Genomic DNA, 21428 nt, shown 5'->3' with positions numbered 1-21428 from the left:
CCGCAACCCGCAACCCTACTTGGAATTTTAAATTTTAAATCTTGAATCCTTTTCCGCTGTTATCTCTGCTATCTTCACGATTACTTCTACCGCTTTCTGCATACTTTCGACCGGTACGTACTCATATTTACCGTGAAAATTATGTCCGCCGGCGAAGATGTTAGGGCAGGGAAGGCCTTTAAAACTTAACTGGGCTCCATCTGTTCCTCCACGAATAGGTTTTATTATAGGAGTTACGTCAACCTGCTTCATGGCTTCTTCCGCTATATCCACAATATGCATCACAGGCTCCACCTTTTCCCGCATGTTGAAATACTGATCTTTGATCTCCACAGTCACACAATCTCTTTCCTGCTGACTGCAGATCTCCCGGGCCAGGTCCTCCATCATCTGTTTTCGGGCCTCAAAATGTTCCCTGTCATGATCACGAATAATGTAATGTAAAGTCGTTTCTTCCACATCGCCCTCTATACCGTTAAGATGGAAGAATCCCTGCCGGTCTTCGGTATGTTCCGGAGTTTCAAGTCTTGGAAGGGAGCTGATGTAATCCATGGCAATGTACATGCTGTTGATCATTTTATCCTTTGCATAACCGGGATGTACGCTTTTACCGCTCACTTTAACCACGGCTCCGGCAGCGTTGAAATTTTCATATTCCAATTCGCCCACCTGGCTGCCATCCATGGTATATGCCCATTCGGCACCAAACTTTTCCACATCGAACTTATGGGCTCCGCGGCCAATTTCCTCGTCGGGTGTAAAACAGATACGGATCTTTCCATGTTTTACCTGCGGATTGTTAATGAGGTACTTCATTGCCTCCATGATCTCTGTAATACCCGCCTTGTCATCTGCCCCTAAAAGGGTATTTCCGTCTGTAGTTATAATTGTTTGTCCCTTGTATTGTAAGAGATCACTGAAGTAGTCGGGAGAAAGGATAATATTCTTTTCTTTATTCAGCACAATGTCCTTCCCGTCATAATTTTCAATGATCTGCGGATTCACATTTGTTCCTGAAAAATCCGGAGTGGTATCAAAATGAGAAACAAAACCAATTACCGGTACATCATGATCAACATTAGAAGGCAGTGTAGCCATTACATAAGCGTTTTCATCAATGATTACTTCCTGCATTCCCATGGCCTGTAGCTCATCTTTCAATTTGTTCGCAAGATCCCACTGTTTTTCTGTACTTGGGGTAGTGTCGCTGTTTTCATCACTCTGAGTATCTATTTTTACATAGCTTAAAAACCGATCTATCAATTCCTGTTTGTTGGTCATTATTGCTGATATTTTTTTCAAAAATAAAGATATAAAGAGCAGCTTGAAAAGCTTTCCTGATTTCCTGCTTTTTTAGGAAGCTTTGTGTTAATTTTGCCTAAAATTCCACCCATGTACCATAGCATAATCCGTCCATTACTTTTCAATATTGATCCTGAAAAGGTGCATTATTTTACTTTTTCCATGCTTCGGAAGTTATTTAAGCTTCCGGGGATACAATCCAGGATAAAAAAAGAATTCGTAGTGGAAGATCCACGGCTGGAGCGGGAAGTATTCGGAATTAAATTTAAAAATCCGGTGGGCCTTGCTGCAGGTTTTGATAAAGATGCAAAGTTGTATAAAGAGCTCTCCAACTTCGGATTCGGGTTCATTGAAATTGGCACTCTCACGCCTAAACCGCAGCCGGGAAATGAAAAGAAAAGACTTTTCCGCTTAAAAGAGGATAAAGCAATCATTAACCGGATGGGCTTCAACAACGGCGGTGTAGCTGAAGCTGTAGAAAGGTTGAAGAAGAATAAAGATGTGCTGATTGGAGGTAATATTGGTAAGAATAAAGTTACTCCAAACGAGAAAGCTGTTGATGATTATAGGATCTGCTTTAATGCCCTTTTTGACTATGTGGATTATTTTGTGGTAAATGTGAGTTCTCCCAATACGCCTAATTTACGGGAGCTGCAGGATAAAGCACCTCTTACAGCACTACTGAACACCCTGCAGCAGGAAAACCTGAAGCGGTCAGCTCCAAAACCGATCCTTCTTAAAATTGCACCAGATCTTACAGATTCGCAGTTACTCGACATTATTGATATTATAAAGGAAACCGGTATCGCCGGAGTAATTGCTACCAATACAACAATATCACGGGAAGGACTAACTTCTCCCGATAAAGACGAAACAGGAGGCCTGAGTGGAAAACCCTTAACTAAGCGGGCAACCGAAGTTATTAGATTCCTTTCAGAAAAAAGCAACAGGGCTTTTCCAATTATAGGAGTAGGAGGGATAATGAGTCCGCAGGATGCAATTGAAAAACTGGAGGCCGGGGCAAGTCTGGTACAGTTGTACACAGGTTTTATCTATGAAGGACCCAAGCTGGTGAAAAAGATCAATAAGGAAATCCTAAAGCGCTCATAGTGGCGGGGGAACTCATTGCATTCCTGACTGCTTCCATTTTACTTACCCTTTCTCCCGGGCCCGATATCATCTATGTCCTTGTGCAGGGAATGACCAACGGCAAAAAACATGGGATTGTAACTACCCTGGGGCTGGTTTCAGGCATCATTGTTCATACGAGTCTGGTTGCTTTTGGGATTTCGGCTGTTATAAAACAATCCGACAACCTATTTCTAATTATCAAAATTTTAGGTGCTGCCTATCTTTTTTATCTCGCCTGGCAGGTTTACAAAAGTGATGCAGCAATTAATTTCAAGGCTCCCGTAGCGGAACAGAAGAAGGAGCTCACTTCCCTCTTCAAAAAGGGATTTTTGATGAATGTTTTAAATCCCAAGGTGGCAATTTTCTTCCTTGCCTTTTTTCCTGGATTCCTGTGGGAGCCGGAGGTTAATACCATTTATCAGTTTTACCTTTTAGGTTTTCTGTTCATGCTGCAGGCTTTTATTATTTTTTCTACAGTTGCTATACTTGCAGGGAAAATTTCAAAATACCTTCGGAAGCATCCCAAGTCGGGAATAGTCTTTAAATGGGTACAGGTGGTGGTCTTTATTGGGATAGGAGTTTTTATTTTGGTGTAGAGTAGTTAGTATTGAGTATTGAGTATTGAGAAGAAACTTTAAATGAGTTTTGAATCCTTTTCGGCCGCTAATAAAATTTTAAACGTCTTTGCGAGCAAAACGCAGTGGAGCGAAGCAATCTCATTCTTTTATACCGGGCTGCCTCTTTGAACTGCACAGAAAATGAAATACATTTCGAGAGGGAGATTGTCTCAGTCGCCTTTTCGGCTCCTACCATTGACGTTTTTCTTTAGAAATTTATTTTCTCCCTTCGGTCGTTAAAAATTCGCATCTTTTCATAATTGTTCATTTTTTTGCTTGTCCAAAAAAACGAACCAAAAAAAGGACACTTTTTTGATAGGTGTTTCCGATTTTGCTCCCGCAAATCGGAACCGTGCTCCCCGGCTAAATTTTCTCCAAGGCTTCAAAAATTTTTAACGCCGGGGAAGCACTACACTTACAAAAAAGATACTCTGAAGGGAATATTGTATTATACAAGGAACAGACGTCATTTCCTACGCTAGAAATTTTTTTCAGAGGTCTCGCAAAGACGTTGCTAATGAAACTTCGTAATTCCTCCTTTGTAAATCGGAAATTGACTTCTAATTTCGTACTTCTAACTTCGTACATCTTCCTTATATTTGGCCTATGGCGAAGATCAAGATTATCGAATGTCCGCGTGACGCGATGCAGGGAATAAAAACCTTCATTCCTACAGATAAGAAAGTTCAATATATCCAGTCACTTTTACGATGTGGTTTTGACACCATTGACTTCGGAAGTTTTGTTTCGCCCAAAGCCATTCCGCAAATGGCTGATACAGCCGAGGTATTATCCAGACTTGATCTCTCCCGAACCCGGAGTAAACTTTTGGCTATTGTTGCCAATACCCGTGGGGCACAGGATGCATCTCAACATCCGGAAATTCAGTATCTGGGATATCCTTTCTCTATTTCTGAAAACTTTCAGATGCGGAATACCCATAAGACCATAGCCGAATCTGTGGAGACGCTTCAGGAGATCCTGGATATTGCCAATGCTACAGGTAAAGAGGTTGTAGCCTATCTTTCAATGGGTTTCGGAAATCCTTATGGAGATCCCTGGGATGTGGAGATCGTGGGAGAGTGGACAGAAAAGCTTTCAGGAATGGGAGTTAAAATATTATCTCTTTCAGACACCATAGGAAGTTCTACCCCGGAGGTCATAGAGTATCTTTTTTCAAATCTTATTCCGAAGTATCCTTCCATAGAATTCGGAGCGCACCTTCACACGACTCCCACAAAGTGGTTTGAAAAAGTGGATGCTGCCTATAGATCTGGCTGTAGAAGATTTGATGGGGCTATACAGGGCTTTGGTGGCTGCCCTATGGCCAAGGATGAATTAACAGGCAATATGCCTACGGAAAAACTGCTTTCCTACTTTACTTCAAAAAAAGCAGATACCAATGTCAAGATGATGAGTTTTGAGTCATCTCATAATGAAGCTACAAAGATCTTCTCTGCTTATCATTAGTAAATTCAATTGGTGCGAATATTTCAATAGCTAAATTTTATTTAAATTAAGTCTAAATAAGCTTTGCGAAATGTTGAAGCTGCTCTATATTTGCACCCGAAAATCAACCTTATTTTAAACAAGTCTAAATAAATTAGAATGAAAAATGCTCTTTTTGCGACTGTAGTTGGAGGACTATTATTTACTTCCTGTACAGTGGATGACAACCCTCCTATTGAAATCGATAATATTGATGTGCCGGAAACCTATGCTTTTGAAAGGAATGATAATTCCAGTGTAAATTTCGAAGGGCAGACTACAAGGTTAGTAATGGTCGGGGAATTGTTGTCTTCTTTCAATGACTTTGACAATGCTACAGAAGCCAGTCTCTCTAACATGTATTCTAATGTAAATGATCCTTTCTCTTCTGAAGAACTCAATTCTTCTTCAAAAAGCATAAAGAGCAAAGTAGCTGCTTCTCAGCTTTATTTTACAGGTAATACAGAGGAAAGCCACGCTCTTAAAAATGATTTTGAATCTTTCATTACTGGACAGGTCAATGAAGTATTTCCTAACAAAAATGAAGTGGCAACTCCGGGAGTTGCAGGGCAAATTGCAGATGGTTCCAGCGTTCGCTATGTGAATGGAAAAGGACTCGAATATAATCAGGCTTTTGCAAAGGGACTTATAGGCGCACTGGTAGCAGACCAGATACTGAATAATTACCTTTCTGTAGAAGTCCTTGATGCGGGAGATAATGTTGAAAAGAACGATGCAGGTTTAACGGAAGAAGGAAAGTCTTATACCACAATGGAACACAAATGGGATGAGGCCTATGGATATTTATATGGGCACCCAACTGTACCTGTAGCTAATCCCAATGCTGCATTGGGTGACAATGCTGATCAATTGTTATTGAAATATATGGGACGGGTAGAAGCCGATCCTGATTTTGCAGGAATTGCTGAAGAAACATTTGAAGCTTTCAAATTAGGACGTGCAGCTATAGTTGCAGGGAAATATAACGTAAGAGACCAGCAGGTGGAGATCATCCGCGAAAATATTTCAGAAATTATCGGAATTCGTGCAGTGTATTATCTGCAGGCCGGTAAGAGGGCTCTTGAAGCCAAAAAGATGGGAACTGCCTTTCATTCATTGTCTGAAGGTTACGGGTTTATTTACAGTCTAAGATTCACTCATAATCCTGCTACCAATGCTCCATATCTTTCAACATCGGAAATTGATGCGATGCTTGAGATCCTTATGGACGGTGATGGCTTCTGGGATGTAACTCCGGAAATTCTGGATGCACTTTCTGCAACCATTGCAGCGCCATTTAATTATACAGTTGCACAGGCAGCTGAGTAATTTAAAAGATCGTTAAGTAGCATATTTAGCTGCTAAACCTTAATTCTGAAGTAACCTGCCCGCAGTCCGGGCGGGTTTCAGAATTAAATACAGGAACTGGTTTTTTTTGAAAATATTAAAAACCAGAATTTCCATGATTACCCCGGATCATAACGGGCTTAAAACTGCTTTTTTAAACCACTATGAAAATGAAAAATCATAAATTATTTACCCTTATCTTTTTTATTTCTATACTGATTTCCTGTAATTCAGATGACAGTAAAAAATCTACCGATAAGGATAGTTTTGACCGGGGCGCGCTTCTGGAGAACTGGGCTGATAATATCATCATTCCTTCCTTTGAGAATTTTGCTTCATATACTACAGACCTGGAGGAGAAAACAGAAGCTTTTGTGCAGGAGCCTTCCGAAGCAAATCTCGCCAGCCTTAGGGCATCATATGAAGAAGCCTATATACAATATCAAACGGTTGCTATGTTTGGGATGGGTAGGGCAGAAACCATTAATTACAGGATGTTCCTTAATACCTATCCGGTAGACGAGGCAGCTGTAAAGGGGAAAATAGAAAGTGGAAGCTATAACCTGGAATTATTCACATCCTACGATGAGCAGGGTTTTCCGGCCCTGGACCTCCTGTTGAATGGATTAGCAGAAGAAGATGCCGGCATAGTAGAATTTTATACAAGTCATGCCGATGCTTCGGAATATCGCAATTATTTACAGGCGGTATCCACCAGGATCAATGGTTTGACACAGGAAGTTTTGGCCGATTGGCAGAATTCCTTCCGCGATGAATTTGTATCCAATACAGCTTCTTCAAACACCGGTTCTGTGGATCGGTTTACCAATGATTACGTAATGTATTACGAAAAGAATTTGAGGTCCGGTAAAATTGGGATTCCTGCGGGAGCTTTTACAGGGAATCCGGTGCCTCAAAATGTGGAGGCAAAATATTCTGAAGGATTATCAAAAGATCTTTATTTAAAAGCCCTGGAAACAGTGCAGAATTTCTTTAACGGAAAACATTTCGGTAAAAGCGAAACAGGTCCCAGCTACAAGCAATACCTGGATCATCTGAACAGCGTTAAGAATTCCGCAGATCTCAGCAGTCTCATCAATGGGCAATTTGACGTTATTAAACAGCAGGCTACAAATCTTAATGCTGATTTTGTAGAGCAGATCCAGACAAATAATTCGGTTATGCTACAGGCTTTTGATGAGCTTCAGAAGAATGTGGTGTTAATGAAGGTCGATATGCTGCAGGCTCTTTCCATTAGTGTGGATTATGTTGACACAGACGGAGATTAAGGAGTTCTAAAGCAAGGCAATGAAAAAAGCTTTTTCAGCATACCTGAACAGATATTCGGAAGCCGCCCCTCTGGCGGTTTTCCGAATTTTTTTTGGGATCATGATGTTCTTGAGCATCATTCGGTTCTGGTGGCATGGCTGGATTGAAAAGCTTTATATAAGCCCGCAATTCTTCTTTTCCTATTATGGTTTTGAATGGGTCAAGCCTATAGGAGATTTCACCTATGTCATTTTTATAATCTGTGGGCTCTCGGCCCTCTTTGTGGCTTTAGGCTTTAAGTACCGGCTGGCGATCATTACCTTTTTCCTGAGCTTTACTTATATAGAATTGATGGATAAGACCACCTATCTTAACCATTATTACTTTATTAGCATTCTCAGTTTTCTACTAATATTCTTACCTGCCAATGCCTATTACTCGATCGATGTCTGGCGCAAGCCAAAAAAATCCTTTCAAAAGATCCCTTCCTGGTGTATTGACAGTATTAAACTATTAATAGCCATTGTTTACTTCTACGCCGGAATTGCCAAGATCAATTCAGATTGGTTATTAGAGGCCATGCCTTTAAAGATCTGGCTACCTTCAAAGTATGATTTGCCGTTGCTGGGAGACCTGCTACAACAGGAGTGGGTGCATTACTTTTTCAGCTGGTCTGGGATGTTATATGATATTGCCATTCCATTTTTATTGCTCTACAAGCCCACCAGGATTTTTGCCTTTGTACTTGTGGTCATCTTTCACCTGGTGACGAGAATTTTATTTCCAATAGGCATGTTTCCATACATCATGATCGTAAGCGCTCTTATCTTTTTTGATGCCGGTATCCACCACAGGATCCTGCGGTTTCTCTCCGGAATATTCAGAATCACTAAAGCCAGATTTGATAACGGTCTTGTGAAGCATTACAAGCCGGTAAAGAGAAAATTGGTAATTTCTGTACTTGGCTTTTTCTTTTTGATCCAGATCCTTTTCCCGTGGAGATATCTTCTTTATCCGGGAGAATTGTTCTGGACAGAAGAAGGTTTCCGGTTTTCATGGAGAGTCATGCTGATGGAAAAAGCCGGATATGCGCAATTTAAGATCGTGGATGAGGAATCTGGAAAGTGGTTCTATGTCAACAATTCTGAATTTCTCACACCTTTTCAGGAGAAACAGATGGCCATACAACCCGATTTTATTTTAGAATATGCTCATTTTCTTGCAGAACATTTTAAAGAAAAAGGACATGAGAATATTCAGGTCTTTGTTGAGAACCACGTAGCACTCAACGGCAGGAAAAGCACCCTCTATATTGATCCCGAAGTAAATCTTTTGGACCACCGCGACTCCTTTAAATTAAAAACATTCTTACTCCCCTTCCATGACACTATCAAAGGCCTTTAGTATTCTGTTTTTATTAATTATTACTCCGGTGCAAGCTCAGCACCTCCTGCAGGGACAAATAATTTCGGCCGAAGATGGATATCCGATCCCTGAAGCTGAGGTGTATAACAATACTACCGGAAAACTTGCAGTAGCCAACCAAAGAGGAGAATTCAGGTTTGAAGATCTAAAAGCCGGAACTTACGATCTTACTGTCTTTAGTTTTCAGTACGAAATTGTAGAGCAAACGGTAAAGATTCCCTTAGATGAGCCCATAAAGGTTGAGCTCAGAGCTTTATCTAATAATCTTTCTGAAGTAGTGCTAACCGAGCGCCGGAAAAAACTTTTTGCGCTTCGCAATCTCAGGCAGGTGGAAGGCACCGCAATTTACTCGGGAAAGAAGAGCGAAGTGGTACTGCTCGAAGAGATAACGGCAAACCTTGCGACCAATAATGCCCGGCAGATCTACAGCCAGATCGTTGGTTTAAACATTTACGACAACGGGGATGCAGGTTTGCAACTGAATATCGGTGGCCGTGGCCTGGACCCAAACAGAACCCAGAATTTCAATACCAGACAAAATGATTACGATATTTCTGCAGATGTGCTGGGATATCCTGAGAGTTACTACACCCCACCGGCAGAAGCTTTAAGAGAGATCCAGGTGGTTCGTGGTGCCGCTTCTCTGCAATATGGAACTCAGTTTGGCGGACTGATCAATTTTAAATTCAAAGAGCCTTCTTATAAAAAGCTGGAGTTGATCTCCCGGCAATCTACAGGATCTAATAGTCTCTTCACCAGTTTTAACAGCCTGAGCGGTACTCTGGGGAATTTTAGTTATTACACTTATTACAACTACAAAACCGGGGAAGGCTTCCGGCCTAATTCAGAATATGATTCCCATAATGCTTTCGTTCATTTAGGCTACAGAATTGGTGAAGGAACAAAGCTTTCCATTGAATATACGTTGTTGGATTATCTTGCACAACAACCTGGCGGTCTTACAGATGCACAGTTTTACAGAGATCCATCTTATAGCAACAGGTCGAGGAACTGGTTTGATGTGAACTGGAACTTATTTGCCTTAAAACTGGAGCATAAAATTCTTGCAGATACAGATCTCAGCCTGAATGTATTTGGTTTGGATGCTTCCCGAAAAGCAGTGGGGTATAGAGAGAATCGGGTTTCCCAGCCCGATGATCCTGAAGCGCCGCGGGAATTGCTTTCAGATGATTTTAATTACTGGGGAGCTGAAGCAAGAATCCTTACCAGATATGACCTTTTTGAGGAGTCTGTATTTTTAATAGGTACCAAGTATTACAAGGCCAGGAATCTACAGCAACAGGGTCCCGGCAGCACAGGATCCGGTCCTGATTTTACCTTTGCCACAGCCGAATTTCCCAATTACTCCCGGCAGTCAGATTTTGAATTTCCGAATGAAAATATTGCCGTCTTTGGAGAAAATATCTTCAATTTTACTGATAAATTTTCCCTTACTCCCGGCTTTAGGTTTGAATATATAAACACAGAAAGCAAGGGAACCTATAAAGATATCTTCCTTGACCTGGCTGGGAATGTCCTTAAGAATGAAACCCTTGCCGATAACCGGCAGTTCAAACGGAATTTTGTACTTCTGGGGATAGGTGCCGGATATGAGCTTTCTGGTAGTGCCGAGATCTATGCCAACTTCTCCCAAAACTACCGCTCAGTAACTTTCAGCGACATCAGGGTGGTGAATCCGGTCTTCCAGGTGGACCCGGATATCAATGATGAAAAAGGATTCACATCTGATATCGGCATCCGTGGAAGATGGAAAAACATTTTGTCCTATGACGCCAGTATTTTTGGCTTGAAATACAATGATCGAATAGGGGAGGTCCTTAAAGCTGAGACCCGTGAAAATTCTCAGGGACAACAGGAGGAAACCGGGAGGGTGATCAGGTTTCGCGGTAATATAGGAGATGCTTTTATCTATGGACTGGAAACCTTTGCAGATTGGAACCTGCAGGCCAGTTTTTTTCCGGAAGCTGAGGATTATATGGCCAGAATTTTTATAAACTCTGCTTTTACCAGCTCGGAATATGTGCGATCTGAACAGACCAATGTAGAGGGGAACAAGGTGGAATTCATTCCTGTTGTTAACCTTAAAACAGGCTTAAATCTGGGATATCGTAATTTGATTGGATCATTACAATACACCTATCTTTCAAAACAGTTTTCGGATGCGACCAATGCGCCGCAGGTTAGTATAGACTCTCAGAGGGGGATCGAAGGCGCTATTCCTGCTTACGGAATCGTCGACCTCTCTATATCTTATTCTTTTAAGAGGTATAAAATTGAAAGCGGAATCAACAACTTCCTTGACAACACCTATTTCACCCGCAGGGCTACAGGGTATCCCGGGCCCGGGATCATTCCCGCCCAGCCTCTTACCTGGTACACAACGCTGCAGGTCAAGTTGTAAAAAATGTAACGGAAATCAGATTCTTTAAGACCGGACTGATTCTTTCCGGAGGTTTTATTTAAACCAGGTCTAAATAATTATATTTGTCACACTTAAAAAGTAAAAAGTAATGAAAAGATTTTTATTTGCGTTAGCAACTTTGGCTGCACTTACAAGCTGTAAAAACGAGAAACAGGATGAAGCTGCCACTTCTGGAGATTCTGCAGGAGAGGTTAATGTTTACACTCACAGGCATTATGCTTCAGACCAGCAATTGTTTGCGCAATTCGAAGAAACCACCGGTATAAAAGTGAACGTAATAAATGCGAGTGCAGATGAATTGATACAGAAAATGACCATTGAAGGAAAACAATCTCCTGCCGACGTGTTGATCACCGTGGATGCAGGTAGGCTTACCCGTGCCAAGGATCAGGGTTTGCTTCAAAAGGTGGATTCAGACATATTGAATAACACAGTCGCAGCACATCTTAAAGATCCGGGTAATGAATGGTTTGGTCTCACTAAAAGAGCAAGGATCATAGTATATGCTCCCGGCAGAGTGGACAGCACCCAACTTTCTACTTATGAGGATCTGGCAACAGAGAAATGGAAAGACAGGATCCTGGTTCGCTCTTCTGAAAATATCTACAACCAGTCCCTTCTTGCTTCTCTTATAGTAAATAATGGAGAAGAAGCTGCAAAAGAATGGGCTGAAGCTATGGTGGAAAACATGGCCCGGGCACCAAAAGGAAATGATAGGGACCAGGTAAAAGCTGTAGTGGCCGGAGAGGGAGATCTTGCCATTGTGAATACTTACTACATTGGAAATCTTCTGAATTCTGAAAATCCTGAAGAAGTAAAAGCGGGGGAATCGGTTAAAGTTTTCTTTCCTAATCAGGAGGGAAGGGGAACGCATATTAATGTGAGTGGTGCAGGAGTTGCCCGTTATGCTCCCAATAAAGAAAATGCAGTAAAGTTTATCGAGTTCCTGGTTTCTAAAGAAGCTCAGGAAGTATTCGCGAATTCCAATTATGAATATCCTGTGAACGAAGAAGTGCAGCCTGCTCCGTTATTGCAGAGCTGGGGAGAATTCAAGGAAGATCGTCTAAACCTTTCCAAACTTGGAGAAAATAACAAAAAGGCCGTGTTGATATTTGATGAAGCAGGCTGGAAGTAATAATATATTTTCATATAAATACCGCTTAAAGCGATTAAGGCGCGACAGTAATTACTGGGCAATACTCACCCTGGTCCTTCTCGCCTTCATCGCTTTACCTGTTATTTCTATTGGGGTAAAATTATTTGCCGGGCCCGGAGAGACCTGGGGACATATTGTAGACAATTTACTTTTTGATTACCTGGGTAATTCCCTTTTCCTCATCCTTGCATGCGGAACCCTGGTGCTTCTTTTGGGAGTTTCTTCTGCCTGGCTGGTGGCCAGATTTGAATTTCCGCTGAGGAAGCAAATGGAGTGGCTGCTAATTCTTCCGCTTGCCATTCCGGGATATATTGTCGCTTACGCCTATGCCGGCATATTCGACTACGGCGGTTCTTTTCAGCTTTTGCTCGAGTCCATAGGACTGGAGTTTATTCGTATTGATATGATGAATAAGTACGGTCTTGCTTTTGTGCTGGGCATTTCTCTATTCCCATATGTTTATGTGAGTTCCCGGGCTTTTTTCATGAATCAGGCGAATAGTTTGCTGGAGGCTTCAGAGATGCTGGGAGTAGGGCAGGTAAAAACTTTTTTCAGATTAATGCTTCCCATGGCCCGTCCTGCAATTGTCGCCGGTTTGATCCTTGTTCTTATGGAAGTGCTGAATGACTACGGGGCTGCAAAATATTACGGAGTAAACACATTTACCACCGGTATCTTCAGGTCATGGTTTGCGCTTGAAGAACCTGAAACTGCTGTTTATCTTTCTGCACTTTTAATTGTAATTGTTTTTACACTTATCCTGTTGGAGAAATTTCAGCGCAGAAACGTTCAGTTTAACAGTAACAGGAGTAATAGTAAATCCATTGACAGGATTAAACCCGGAAGGCAGAAAAGATCCTTGATCTTTCTTGTGGTGCTAATCCCCGTTTTTCTGGGTTTTATTCTTCCGGTGGGCCAATTGATCTACTGGGCCACGCTAACTTTTGATAAAGTTTTCAATTCCTCTTTTCTTGCTCTTTCTTTGCAAAGTTTCTGGATCGCTTTTCTTACGGCATTCATGACAGTTGTAATGGCTGTAACCCTTATTTATTTTTCAAAATGGAGCCGCATGAGTTTTATAAAGAATGTCGCTAAACTGGGAGTTTTGGGTTATGCCATTCCGGGAGCTGTAATCGCCATAGGAATTATGATCCCAATGATCTCACTGGATAAATGGCTTATTTCAATTTTTGATAAGGTCTTAAACCTGGATATTGGTTTAATTATAACAGGTAGTCTTGTGGCTCTCATTTATGCTTATGTAGTGCGATTCCTTGCGGTTGCATATAATCCAATTGAATCCACATCTTTAAAGGTTAGCAAAACCATTCCCGATTCTTCCAGGATCCTGGGAGTAGGGAACATCCGCACCTTTTTCAGAATTGAGTTTCCACTCATCAGGACCGGAATTGCCAGTGCCTTTATTCTGGTTTTCATTGACGTCTTAAAAGAATTACCTTTGACTCTCATCCTAAAGCCATTTCACGTAAATACTTTGGCAGTGAAAGCTTATGAATATGCGAGCGACGAAATGGTAATGGAAGCCGCTATTCCGTCCCTGTTCATAATTATCACCGTCATGTTGCCGGTAATTTTTCTCAACAGGATGCTAATAAAATAGAAGTAGATATGCTGGAGATCAATTCGCTTTCAAAAAGTTTCGATAAAGGAAAATCATTTGCTCTAAAGGATGTTTCTTTTCATTTGAACGAAGGGGATGTTTGTGCCCTGGTGGGAGAAAGCGGAAGTGGGAAAACTACACTGGTGAGGCTTATAGCCGGACTCGAAAGTCCCGATGCCGGAACCATAAAGATCAACGGAAGGATAGTATCTTCCCTCAAGACCTTTGTTCCTCCCGAAAAGAGGAAAGTTGGACTTGTTTTTCAGGAATATGCGCTATTCCCGCATATGACCCTGTTTAAAAATGTACTCTACGGAATTTCCAGGGAAAAGAACAAAAAGGCCCGTGCACAGGAGGTTCTGGAGCTGGTGGGACTTGGAGGAATGGAAGACAGATACCCACATCAGTTATCGGGAGGGCAGCAGCAAAGGGTGGCGCTGGCGAGAGCATTGGCACCAAATCCTTCCCTGCTTATTCTGGATGAACCTTTTAGTAATCTGGACGCCATTTTACGTGCTCAGTTAAGGAATGAAATATTTGAGATAGTAAAGAATACTGGAGTCACGGCTGTTTTCGTTACCCATGATACACAGGATGCCCTCGCGGTAGCCGACGAGATCCTCATTTTACAGGATGGAGAATTGATCCAGAAAGATGAAGCCGCCAACCTTTATACAAAGCCAAACTCTATTTATGTAGCCTCCTTATTCGGAAATACTATTCAGTTAAGTCAGGAATTGCAATCAGCTTTTAATTGTCCGCTCAACCCCGCATGTTCTCATGCCATAAGGAACGAAAACTTCGCAATTAATGAGGAGTGTGAACATGTCACCTATGCACAAGTGATTAAAAGAACTTTCCTGGGGAATGATACTCAATTACTCCTGAAGCTTGACAGCGGACAAAAACTTGCAGTGCTCACCAAAGAAAGAAATGTGGCAGACCGCATCAGAATAGGTTTTAATTCAAAAGATGTCCTCGAATTTAAATATTGATCTTATAGCCTGTGATCAGGTGCTTATCAATCTTAGAATTCAGCCGGTATAAATAGCTATCCATATTTCGATTTAATCTGGATTATTGATTTTAAAATGATTACATTTGCACGCAATTAAATCTTAATTGCTATGATCGCACATTCCTCAAGGATCGTTGGCGAAGGTCTCACATACGACGACGTATTATTGGTCCCCGCTTTCTCAGAAATCCTCCCCCGTGAAGTAAGTATTCAGTCTAAATTTACGCGTAATATCACCCTCAATGTACCCATTGTTTCCGCAGCTATGGATACAGTGACCGAGTCAAAAATGGCAATTGCCATGGCACGTGAAGGCGGAATTGGGGTGCTGCATAAAAATATGACCATTGATCAACAGGCGCTTAAGGTGCGCAAAGTGAAGCGGGCAGAGAGCGGTATGATCATCGATCCTATCACTTTACCTATTACGGCAAAGGTCAAAGATGCAAAGGATCATATGCGCGAGCACAGTATAGGTGGAATACCTATTGTAGATGAAGAAGGGAAGCTTTTGGGAATTGTGACCAACCGTGATCTGCGGTTTGAAAAGAACAATGACAGGCCTATCACTGAGGTCATGACTTCAAAAAATCTTATTACTGTTGCTGAGGGAACCTCTCTGGAAGAAGCTGAAGGTATATTGCAGGAAAATAAAATAGAAAAACTCCCGGTTGTAAATTCAGATTATAAGCTGGTAGGTTTGATCACCTTTCGTGATATCACTAAACTTACTCAAAAGCCAATCGCTAATAAAGATTCCTTCGGAAGGCTTCGCGTTGCAGCTGCCATTGGTGTTACAGGAGATGCCGTGGAACGTGCAGAAGCCCTTGTAAATGCGGGAGTGGATGCCATAATTATTGATACTGCCCATGGACATACCCAGGGAGTAGTAAAGATCTTAAAAGAAGTAAAAAAGAAATTTCCTGAACTACAGGTGGTAGTAGGAAATATAGCTACGGCCGAAGCTGCCAAATTCCTTGTTGAAGCAGGTGCCGACGCTGTAAAGGTTGGTATTGGTCCCGGTTCTATTTGTACCACCAGGGTGGTTGCCGGAGTTGGTTATCCGCAATTTTCGGCGGTACTGGAAGTGGCCGCGGCTATTAAAGGCAGCGGAGTTCCTGTTATTGCAGATGGCGGAATAAGATACACAGGAGATATTCCAAAAGCCCTTGGCGCGGGGGCAGATTGTGTAATGTTAGGATCCCTTCTTGCAGGCACAAAAGAATCTCCGGGAGAGACAATCATATATGAAGGACGAAAATTTAAATCCTACCGCGGAATGGGTTCTGTGGAAGCCATGAAAAAAGGCTCTAAAGATCGTTATTTCCAGGATGTGGAAGACGATATCAAAAAGCTTGTACCCGAAGGAATAGTTGGACGTGTGCCATACAAAGGTGACCTTTATGAAAGTATCCACCAATTTATTGGAGGCTTAAGAGCAGGGATGGGATATTGTGGCGCAAAAGATGTGCGCACCCTTCAGGAAACAGCGAAATTTATTAAGATCACTGCTGCCGGGATAAATGAAAGTCATCCTCATGATGTTACCATAACGAATGAATCTCCTAATTACAGTAGATAATTTACAAAACAGAGTAAAATTAAAGGGTCCCAAAAATGTCATTTTTGGGACCCTTTAATTTTTTGGTGGCTAAGGTTCTAACCAGTAATTAATTCTGTTTTATAATTTCTCACCATTATTATATGAACCTTAACCGCGTAAATTCTATTTAAATATATGCCGCCCCTCCGGTCATACTGCACGGTAGTCCCGCTGTTCAGCGGGGGTGGTACTGATCACTGATCACTGATCACTGATCACTGACCACTGATCACTACCTTTATTCCTTTACCTCAATTCCCATTTTTCTAAGCACCTTGATGGTGATATCAAAATCCTGAGATGAGAAAGCGAGGTCATTCCCACCTGAATGAAATACCTGGGTGTAGTTTTCTTCCTGGATCACCTGTAGCATGGCATCGTTGATCTGTTCATACAAAGGCTGCGTCAGTTCGTTGCGTTTCATTTGCATCATCACAGTAGCTTTTTGTCTGAAGTTTTTAATGTCATTTTCAAGGTTGATGATCTCACTTTCTTTGGCAGTTTTTTCCTCTTCAGTAAATGTGGTATTATTCTCCTGGTAATCCTTTACCAGGCTCTCATAACTCTGTACATTTTTTTGAAGCTCCTTTTGAAGATCCTGATTATAGGTTTGTAAGCCTTCATTCACCGTGGTCATTTCGGGCATCTGGGCAAGAATATAATCTGCATCTATGGTTCCTACCTTGGATTGAGCAAAAGCAGATATACTTAAAAGGGCAAAACTGAATACTAAAATTAATTTTTTCATGATCTATATATAATTTTCACAAATATAAAAGAGCAGAGCTATTTATGAAGATTTTAAGACTAATATTTAATTATTCGCCCTGAAATAGTTGACCTCGATGTGGCTTCAGGGCATCTCTTACTGCGGGCATTTCTTTTTCGGTTACCACTAAATATGCAATTGCATGAGCTTCTGATTGTTTTTCTGAGCCGGTTATGTCCATCTGGAGCTTATGTGAGTTCCTGTATTCCTTGAGGTGTACAGCGTGGTGCCGTGCAGTAATTTCGGCATCGGGACCTCTAAAATCCCAGATGAGTTTCAGCTTTCTTTCTTCAGACATAATTATATATATAATTCTTATTGGGAAAAAGAGATTAAAAAATGAGATTTTTGGAGATCTTCAAAAATATACTTTTTTTGATTCTCAATCGTTTAATTTGAAGGTTGGTTAACGTGGCAGATTTGTTATTTTTGCCAATTCATAATATTTTTTGCAAATTGATTAAAATTAAAGGAATCGCGGGTTTATTGCTTCTGTTATTGTTTTTGACAGGTTGCAATTTCCTCAATAAACCGGCAGAAAAGGATGTGATTGCGAGGGTTAATGACTCCTATCTATACAAGGAGGATATTGCCAACCTCATTTCCGATAATACTTCCCCCGAAGACAGTACGCTCCTGGTAAATAATTATATCACCCGCTGGGCTACCCAGAAACTCCTGCTGGACAGGGCCAGGATCAATCTTACTGAAGAACAACAGGCGGAATTTGACCGGTTGGTGCAGAATTATAAAAATGAGCTTTACGCCAAAGCTTATACTGATGCTATTGTTGCCAGGGAACTGGATACTTCAATCAGCAGGGCTGCTGCCGAAACTTATTATGAAGAAAATGGAGAAAATTTTATCCTGAATGAAAACCTGGTAAAGTTACGCTACATAAATATAACCAAGGATAACAAGGATTTTGAGGATATCAAAACCCGCTTCCGCCGGTTTAATGATGAAGATAAGCAGGCTTTGCTGGACATGGCTATTCATTTTAATTCTTATTCGTTGAATGATTCCGTATGGGTAAAAACCAAGCAGGTCTATGATAAAATACGCCCGTTAACCCCCCAGGACAATCCGGAATTTCTAAAAAACAAGAATTTTATGCAGCTTGAAGATTCATTAGGAGTATATTTGATTTCTGTTGAAGATGTTAAATTACGCAATGAACAGGCACCATTGGAATACTCTTTGCCAAGCATAAAACAGATCCTGCTAAATAAGAGAAAACTGGAGCTTATAAAAAAATTAGAAAAAGACATTACACAAGATGCAATTAGAAATGACAAATTTAAAATCTATAATTAATTCGGCTGCATTGCTGATCCTTATTCTTGCCGCCGGTACATTGCAGGCTCAGGAGGTTGTTGTTACTGACAGTACTGCCATAGGAATAGAATCTGAAATTCAGGCCAAAACGGCAAATAATTCCGGTCGGTTCAAGGTAGACGGGGTTGCTGCCGTTGTGGGAGATTACGTTGTGCTTGAAAGTGATATCGATAAAATGTATATCGAACTTCAAAGCCAGGGAGTATCTACAAAGGATGTGAACAATTGTAATCTTGCAGGCAGGTTGATGGAGAACAAACTCTATGCGCATCATGCAATCCAGGATAGTATTATGGTTTCAGATGCAGAGATCAATGCAAATATCGACCAGCAGCTGGCCTATATGACGCAGCAGGTGGGTTCCCTTGAAAAGGTGCTTGAATTCTATAAGAAAGATAGTGAAGCGGAATTTAGAGCTGAGCTTTTTGAGATCAACAAACAAAACAGGCTGGCTTCTGAAATGCAACGAAAGATCGTTGAAGCCGTAGAAATTACGCCCGAAGAGGTGAGAGCTTTTTTTGCTGATATCCCCGAAGATGAGCGTCCTGTTTTTGGAGATGAGGTGGAGATTGCCCAGATCGTAGTAAAACCTGAAATTACGCAGGAAGAGAGACAGAAGCTTATTGACAGGCTTAATGAAATGAGAGCAGATGTTCTTGAGAACGGAGCAAGCTTTGCGACCAAGGCAGTGCTTTATTCCCAGGATCCGGGATCAAGATCTTCCGGAGGAAAGATTTCCCTTAGCCGTCAGGATCCATTTGTGAAAGAATTTAAAGATGCCGCATTTTCTCTTCAGGAAGGAGAGGTAAGTAAGCCATTCCAGACAGAATTTGGTTATCACATCCTTACTGTTGACAAGATTCGCGGACAGCAGGTTGATGTGCGTCATATTCTTTTAATCCCTGATGTTACTGAAGCTACCAAACAAAAAGCTTTTAACAAGATCCAGAATGTAAGAGAGAGGATCAATAACAATGAAATAAGCTTTTCTGAAGCAGCGAAAGAAGTTTCAGATGAAAAGGAGACACGTGAGAGCGGCGGAAAACTGATCAATCCTACTACCGGAGACACCCGTTTTGAGCTGACCAAAATTGATCCCTTATTATATGAGCAGGTGGTAAATCTTGAGAAAGGGAAGGTTTCAAATATTCTTACAGACCAGGACAATACCGGAAGACCTTTCTATAAGATCATAACCGTTACCAACAGATATCCTGAACATAAGGCCGATTACGCCCAGGACTACAACAAGATCAAGGAACTTGCTCTTCGCGATAAGCAACTGGAGGCTATTGAAAAATGGCAGAAGGAGAAGATCAAGGAAACTTACGTAAAGGTAAACGGAAACTACAGAGATTGTGATTATTCCAGTGACTGGTTGAAGAAATAATTTTTAGCAAAATATGTCGGACGTAGAGGCGGTAAAAAATCTGGTTAACAAGCACCAACAGCTAAGGCAGGAAATTGCCAAAAGAATTGTTGGGCAGCAGGAAGTTGTTGATCAAATTCTTTTATCTGTTTTTTCCGGAGGGCATTCGTTGCTCATTGGAGTGCCCGGCCTGGCAAAGACCTTAATGGTGAATACCATTGCCCAGGCTTTGGGACTGAATTTTAAAAGAATACAATTTACACCAGATTTGATGCCGAGTGACATCCTGGGATCTGAGATCCTGGATGAGAACCGGCATTTTAAATTTATAAAGGGGCCGGTTTTTGGAAATATCATTCTTGCAGATGAGATCAACCGTACTCCTCCAAAAACCCAGGCAGCATTGCTTGAAGCCATGCAGGAGAGAGCTGTTACAGTTGCCGGGCAACATTATAAGCTTGACCTTCCTTATTTTGTGCTTGCAACCCAGAATCCCATAGAGCAGGAGGGAACCTATCCCTTACCTGAAGCCCAGCTGGACAGGTTTATGTTTGCCATTTTACTGGAATATCCTTCTTTTGAAGAAGAGATCCAGGTGGTTAAGAGTACAACTTCAGATGAGGTTGTAGAGATCAATCCTCTATTTTCAGCTTCAGAGATTGTGGAATTCCAGCATTTGATCAGGCGCATCCCTGTTGCCGATAATGTAGTGGAATATGCAGTAGATCTTGTTGGAAAAACCCGTCCGGCAGGAGATCGTGCGACAGCCCTTGTTAAAGAATATGTTGACTGGGGAGCAGGACCAAGAGCATCTCAAAATCTCATTTTAGGAGCTAAAGCGAACGCTGCGGTTCACGGCAAATTCTCTCCCGATATAGAAGACGTACAGGCAGTAGCTTACGGCATTTTAAGACACAGGGTGATCAAGAACTACAAGGCCGAAGCCGAAGGAATTACAGAAGAAGAGATTATCAAAAGCCTGTTTTAAAGGTTAAAGGGTTTAAGGTTCAGGTTTAAAGTTTAAGATTTTCCCTGATCACAGATTACTGATCACTGGCCTCTGCCACTATTTAATTCTTTTTTATATATTTATTTCATGATCAGGTTTTTAATTCGGTTTAAAATTCCCGTGTCGGTACTTTTTTTCGCCTGCCAGTTCCTATGGATACGGTCGAAGGGAAATCTTCTCGATCTTCAGAGCCTGACATTTATAGCTATAATGAGTTTCCTGGTACTATTCGGTTTTTGGTTGTTCCTATTGCTGGACATGATCAATTCGAAAATCTACAATAAGAGTTTTTGGTTGATCTCTATGTTAGTGATGCCCTATCTTGCACCTGCTGTTTATCTCTTTCAGCGCAAAAAGCTGCTGCACATTAAATCAAATTCGTTCAACCGGGATTAACGGTGATTGACGGGATTTACCAATTTCTTATTCTAATCTTATTTTTATGCCAAGTGCTTAATTTTTCCTATGAATTTTTAAGGAATCATTAAATTATCTTCAGTTAAAATTCAGCTTTGGTTATAAT

The 21428-nt window shown here is 41.3% G+C and carries 17 protein-coding genes; 14 read left to right on the top strand and 3 right to left on the bottom strand.

Annotated features, from left to right (window positions below; genetic code table 11):
* Window positions 1-27 precede the first annotated feature (27 nt).
* Window positions 28-1281, bottom strand: a complete 1254-nt coding sequence (gene pepT, locus G564_RS0111295; protein WP_029037756.1) for a peptidase T — start codon at window positions 1279-1281, stop codon at window positions 28-30.
* Window positions 1282-1392: 111 nt separating this feature from the next.
* Here pepT and G564_RS0111285 point away from each other — a divergent pair, with 111 nt between their 5' ends.
* The 11 genes from G564_RS0111285 (at window position 1393) to guaB (ending at window position 16399) form a co-directional block, all read left to right on the top strand.
* Entirely contained in the window at window positions 1393-2412 is a 1020-nt protein-coding gene (locus G564_RS0111285; RefSeq protein WP_029037755.1) for a quinone-dependent dihydroorotate dehydrogenase, read from the top strand.
* Entirely contained in the window at window positions 2412-3029 is a 618-nt protein-coding gene (locus G564_RS0111280; RefSeq protein ID WP_037373906.1) for a LysE family translocator, read from the top strand. Before G564_RS0111285 ends, G564_RS0111280 begins: the two co-directional genes overlap by 1 nt.
* Window positions 3030-3656: 627 nt before the next feature.
* The gene (locus G564_RS0111270; RefSeq protein ID WP_029037753.1) at window positions 3657-4520 is read left to right on the top strand and encodes a hydroxymethylglutaryl-CoA lyase; all 864 of its coding nucleotides are present in this window, start codon (window positions 3657-3659) and stop codon (window positions 4518-4520) included.
* Window positions 4521-4658: 138 nt separating this feature from the next.
* Window positions 4659-5867: a DUF4856 domain-containing protein gene (locus tag G564_RS0111265; protein WP_029037752.1), complete on the top strand. Its 1209-nt coding sequence runs from the start codon at window positions 4659-4661 to the stop codon at window positions 5865-5867.
* A gap of 188 nt (window positions 5868-6055) precedes the next feature.
* Window positions 6056-7174: an imelysin family protein gene (locus tag G564_RS0111255; protein WP_029037751.1), complete on the top strand. Its 1119-nt coding sequence runs from the start codon at window positions 6056-6058 to the stop codon at window positions 7172-7174.
* A gap of 19 nt (window positions 7175-7193) precedes the next feature.
* Window positions 7194-8558: an HTTM domain-containing protein gene (locus G564_RS0111250; RefSeq protein WP_029037750.1), complete on the top strand. Its 1365-nt coding sequence runs from the start codon at window positions 7194-7196 to the stop codon at window positions 8556-8558.
* A complete protein-coding gene (locus G564_RS0111245) occupies window positions 8536-11001 on the top strand; it encodes a TonB-dependent receptor domain-containing protein (RefSeq protein WP_029037749.1) in 2466 nt (821 codons plus the stop codon). Before G564_RS0111250 ends, G564_RS0111245 begins: the two co-directional genes overlap by 23 nt.
* A gap of 109 nt (window positions 11002-11110) precedes the next feature.
* Window positions 11111-12157, top strand: a complete 1047-nt coding sequence (locus G564_RS0111240; RefSeq protein WP_029037748.1) for a Fe(3+) ABC transporter substrate-binding protein — start codon at window positions 11111-11113, stop codon at window positions 12155-12157.
* Window positions 12138-13799, top strand: a complete 1662-nt coding sequence (locus tag G564_RS0111235) for an ABC transporter permease (protein ID WP_037373904.1) — start codon at window positions 12138-12140, stop codon at window positions 13797-13799. The genes G564_RS0111240 and G564_RS0111235 overlap by 20 nt, the downstream gene beginning before the upstream one ends.
* A gap of 8 nt (window positions 13800-13807) precedes the next feature.
* The gene (locus tag G564_RS0111230) at window positions 13808-14794 is read left to right on the top strand and encodes an ABC transporter ATP-binding protein (RefSeq protein WP_029037746.1); all 987 of its coding nucleotides are present in this window, start codon (window positions 13808-13810) and stop codon (window positions 14792-14794) included.
* Between the two features lie 132 nt (window positions 14795-14926).
* Window positions 14927-16399, top strand: a complete 1473-nt coding sequence (gene guaB, locus G564_RS0111225) for an IMP dehydrogenase (RefSeq protein WP_029037745.1) — start codon at window positions 14927-14929, stop codon at window positions 16397-16399.
* 259 nt (window positions 16400-16658) lie between these two features.
* Here guaB and G564_RS0111220 read toward each other — a convergent pair whose 3' ends face one another.
* Both G564_RS0111220 and G564_RS0111215 read right to left on the bottom strand, forming a co-directional pair.
* Window positions 16659-17168, bottom strand: a complete 510-nt coding sequence (locus tag G564_RS0111220; protein WP_029037744.1) for an OmpH family outer membrane protein — start codon at window positions 17166-17168, stop codon at window positions 16659-16661.
* Window positions 17169-17238: 70 nt separating this feature from the next.
* Window positions 17239-17487 (bottom strand): hypothetical protein, encoded by a 249-nt coding sequence (locus G564_RS0111215; RefSeq protein ID WP_029037743.1) that lies wholly within the window; start codon window positions 17485-17487, stop codon window positions 17239-17241.
* 158 nt (window positions 17488-17645) lie between these two features.
* Between G564_RS0111215 and G564_RS0111210 the strand changes: the two genes are divergently transcribed.
* From G564_RS0111210 to G564_RS0111200, 3 genes are read left to right on the top strand one after another with little or no spacing between them, the layout of a single operon-like run.
* Complete coding sequence (locus tag G564_RS0111210; RefSeq protein ID WP_316928854.1) at window positions 17646-18506, top strand: peptidyl-prolyl cis-trans isomerase; 861 nt, start codon at window positions 17646-17648, stop codon at window positions 18504-18506.
* Window positions 18469-19917: a peptidylprolyl isomerase gene (locus G564_RS0111205; protein ID WP_029037741.1), complete on the top strand. Its 1449-nt coding sequence runs from the start codon at window positions 18469-18471 to the stop codon at window positions 19915-19917. The genes G564_RS0111210 and G564_RS0111205 overlap by 38 nt, the downstream gene beginning before the upstream one ends.
* A gap of 13 nt (window positions 19918-19930) precedes the next feature.
* Window positions 19931-20884: an AAA family ATPase gene (locus tag G564_RS0111200; RefSeq protein ID WP_029037740.1), complete on the top strand. Its 954-nt coding sequence runs from the start codon at window positions 19931-19933 to the stop codon at window positions 20882-20884.
* Window positions 20885-21428: the final 544 nt, after the last annotated feature.

The sequence above is a fragment of the Salinimicrobium xinjiangense DSM 19287 genome (genome assembly GCF_000423585.1).
GTDB lineage: Bacteria > Bacteroidota > Bacteroidia > Flavobacteriales > Flavobacteriaceae > Salinimicrobium > Salinimicrobium xinjiangense.
This window is presented reverse-complemented; position numbering and strand designations above follow the sequence as displayed.

What these genes read in the sequence shown, in the direction of transcription:
- pepT (WP_029037756.1), bottom strand. Translation starts at nt 1,281, where the DNA reads ATGACCAACAAACAGGAATTGATAGATCGGTTTTTAAGCTATGTAAAA.
- G564_RS0111285 (WP_029037755.1), top strand. Translation starts at nt 1,393, where the DNA reads ATGTACCATAGCATAATCCGTCCATTACTTTTCAATATTGATCCTGAA.
- G564_RS0111270 (WP_029037753.1), top strand. Translation starts at nt 3,657, where the DNA reads ATGGCGAAGATCAAGATTATCGAATGTCCGCGTGACGCGATGCAGGGA.
- G564_RS0111265 (WP_029037752.1), top strand. Translation starts at nt 4,659, where the DNA reads ATGAAAAATGCTCTTTTTGCGACTGTAGTTGGAGGACTATTATTTACT.
- G564_RS0111255 (WP_029037751.1), top strand. Translation starts at nt 6,056, where the DNA reads ATGAAAAATCATAAATTATTTACCCTTATCTTTTTTATTTCTATACTG.
- G564_RS0111250 (WP_029037750.1), top strand. Translation starts at nt 7,194, where the DNA reads ATGAAAAAAGCTTTTTCAGCATACCTGAACAGATATTCGGAAGCCGCC.
- G564_RS0111245 (WP_029037749.1), top strand. Translation starts at nt 8,536, where the DNA reads ATGACACTATCAAAGGCCTTTAGTATTCTGTTTTTATTAATTATTACT.
- G564_RS0111240 (WP_029037748.1), top strand. Translation starts at nt 11,111, where the DNA reads ATGAAAAGATTTTTATTTGCGTTAGCAACTTTGGCTGCACTTACAAGC.
- G564_RS0111235 (WP_037373904.1), top strand. Translation starts at nt 12,138, where the DNA reads ATGAAGCAGGCTGGAAGTAATAATATATTTTCATATAAATACCGCTTA.
- G564_RS0111230 (WP_029037746.1), top strand. Translation starts at nt 13,808, where the DNA reads ATGCTGGAGATCAATTCGCTTTCAAAAAGTTTCGATAAAGGAAAATCA.
- guaB (WP_029037745.1), top strand. Translation starts at nt 14,927, where the DNA reads ATGATCGCACATTCCTCAAGGATCGTTGGCGAAGGTCTCACATACGAC.
- G564_RS0111220 (WP_029037744.1), bottom strand. Translation starts at nt 17,168, where the DNA reads ATGAAAAAATTAATTTTAGTATTCAGTTTTGCCCTTTTAAGTATATCT.
- G564_RS0111215 (WP_029037743.1), bottom strand. Translation starts at nt 17,487, where the DNA reads ATGTCTGAAGAAAGAAAGCTGAAACTCATCTGGGATTTTAGAGGTCCC.
- G564_RS0111205 (WP_029037741.1), top strand. Translation starts at nt 18,469, where the DNA reads ATGCAATTAGAAATGACAAATTTAAAATCTATAATTAATTCGGCTGCA.
- G564_RS0111200 (WP_029037740.1), top strand. Translation starts at nt 19,931, where the DNA reads ATGTCGGACGTAGAGGCGGTAAAAAATCTGGTTAACAAGCACCAACAG.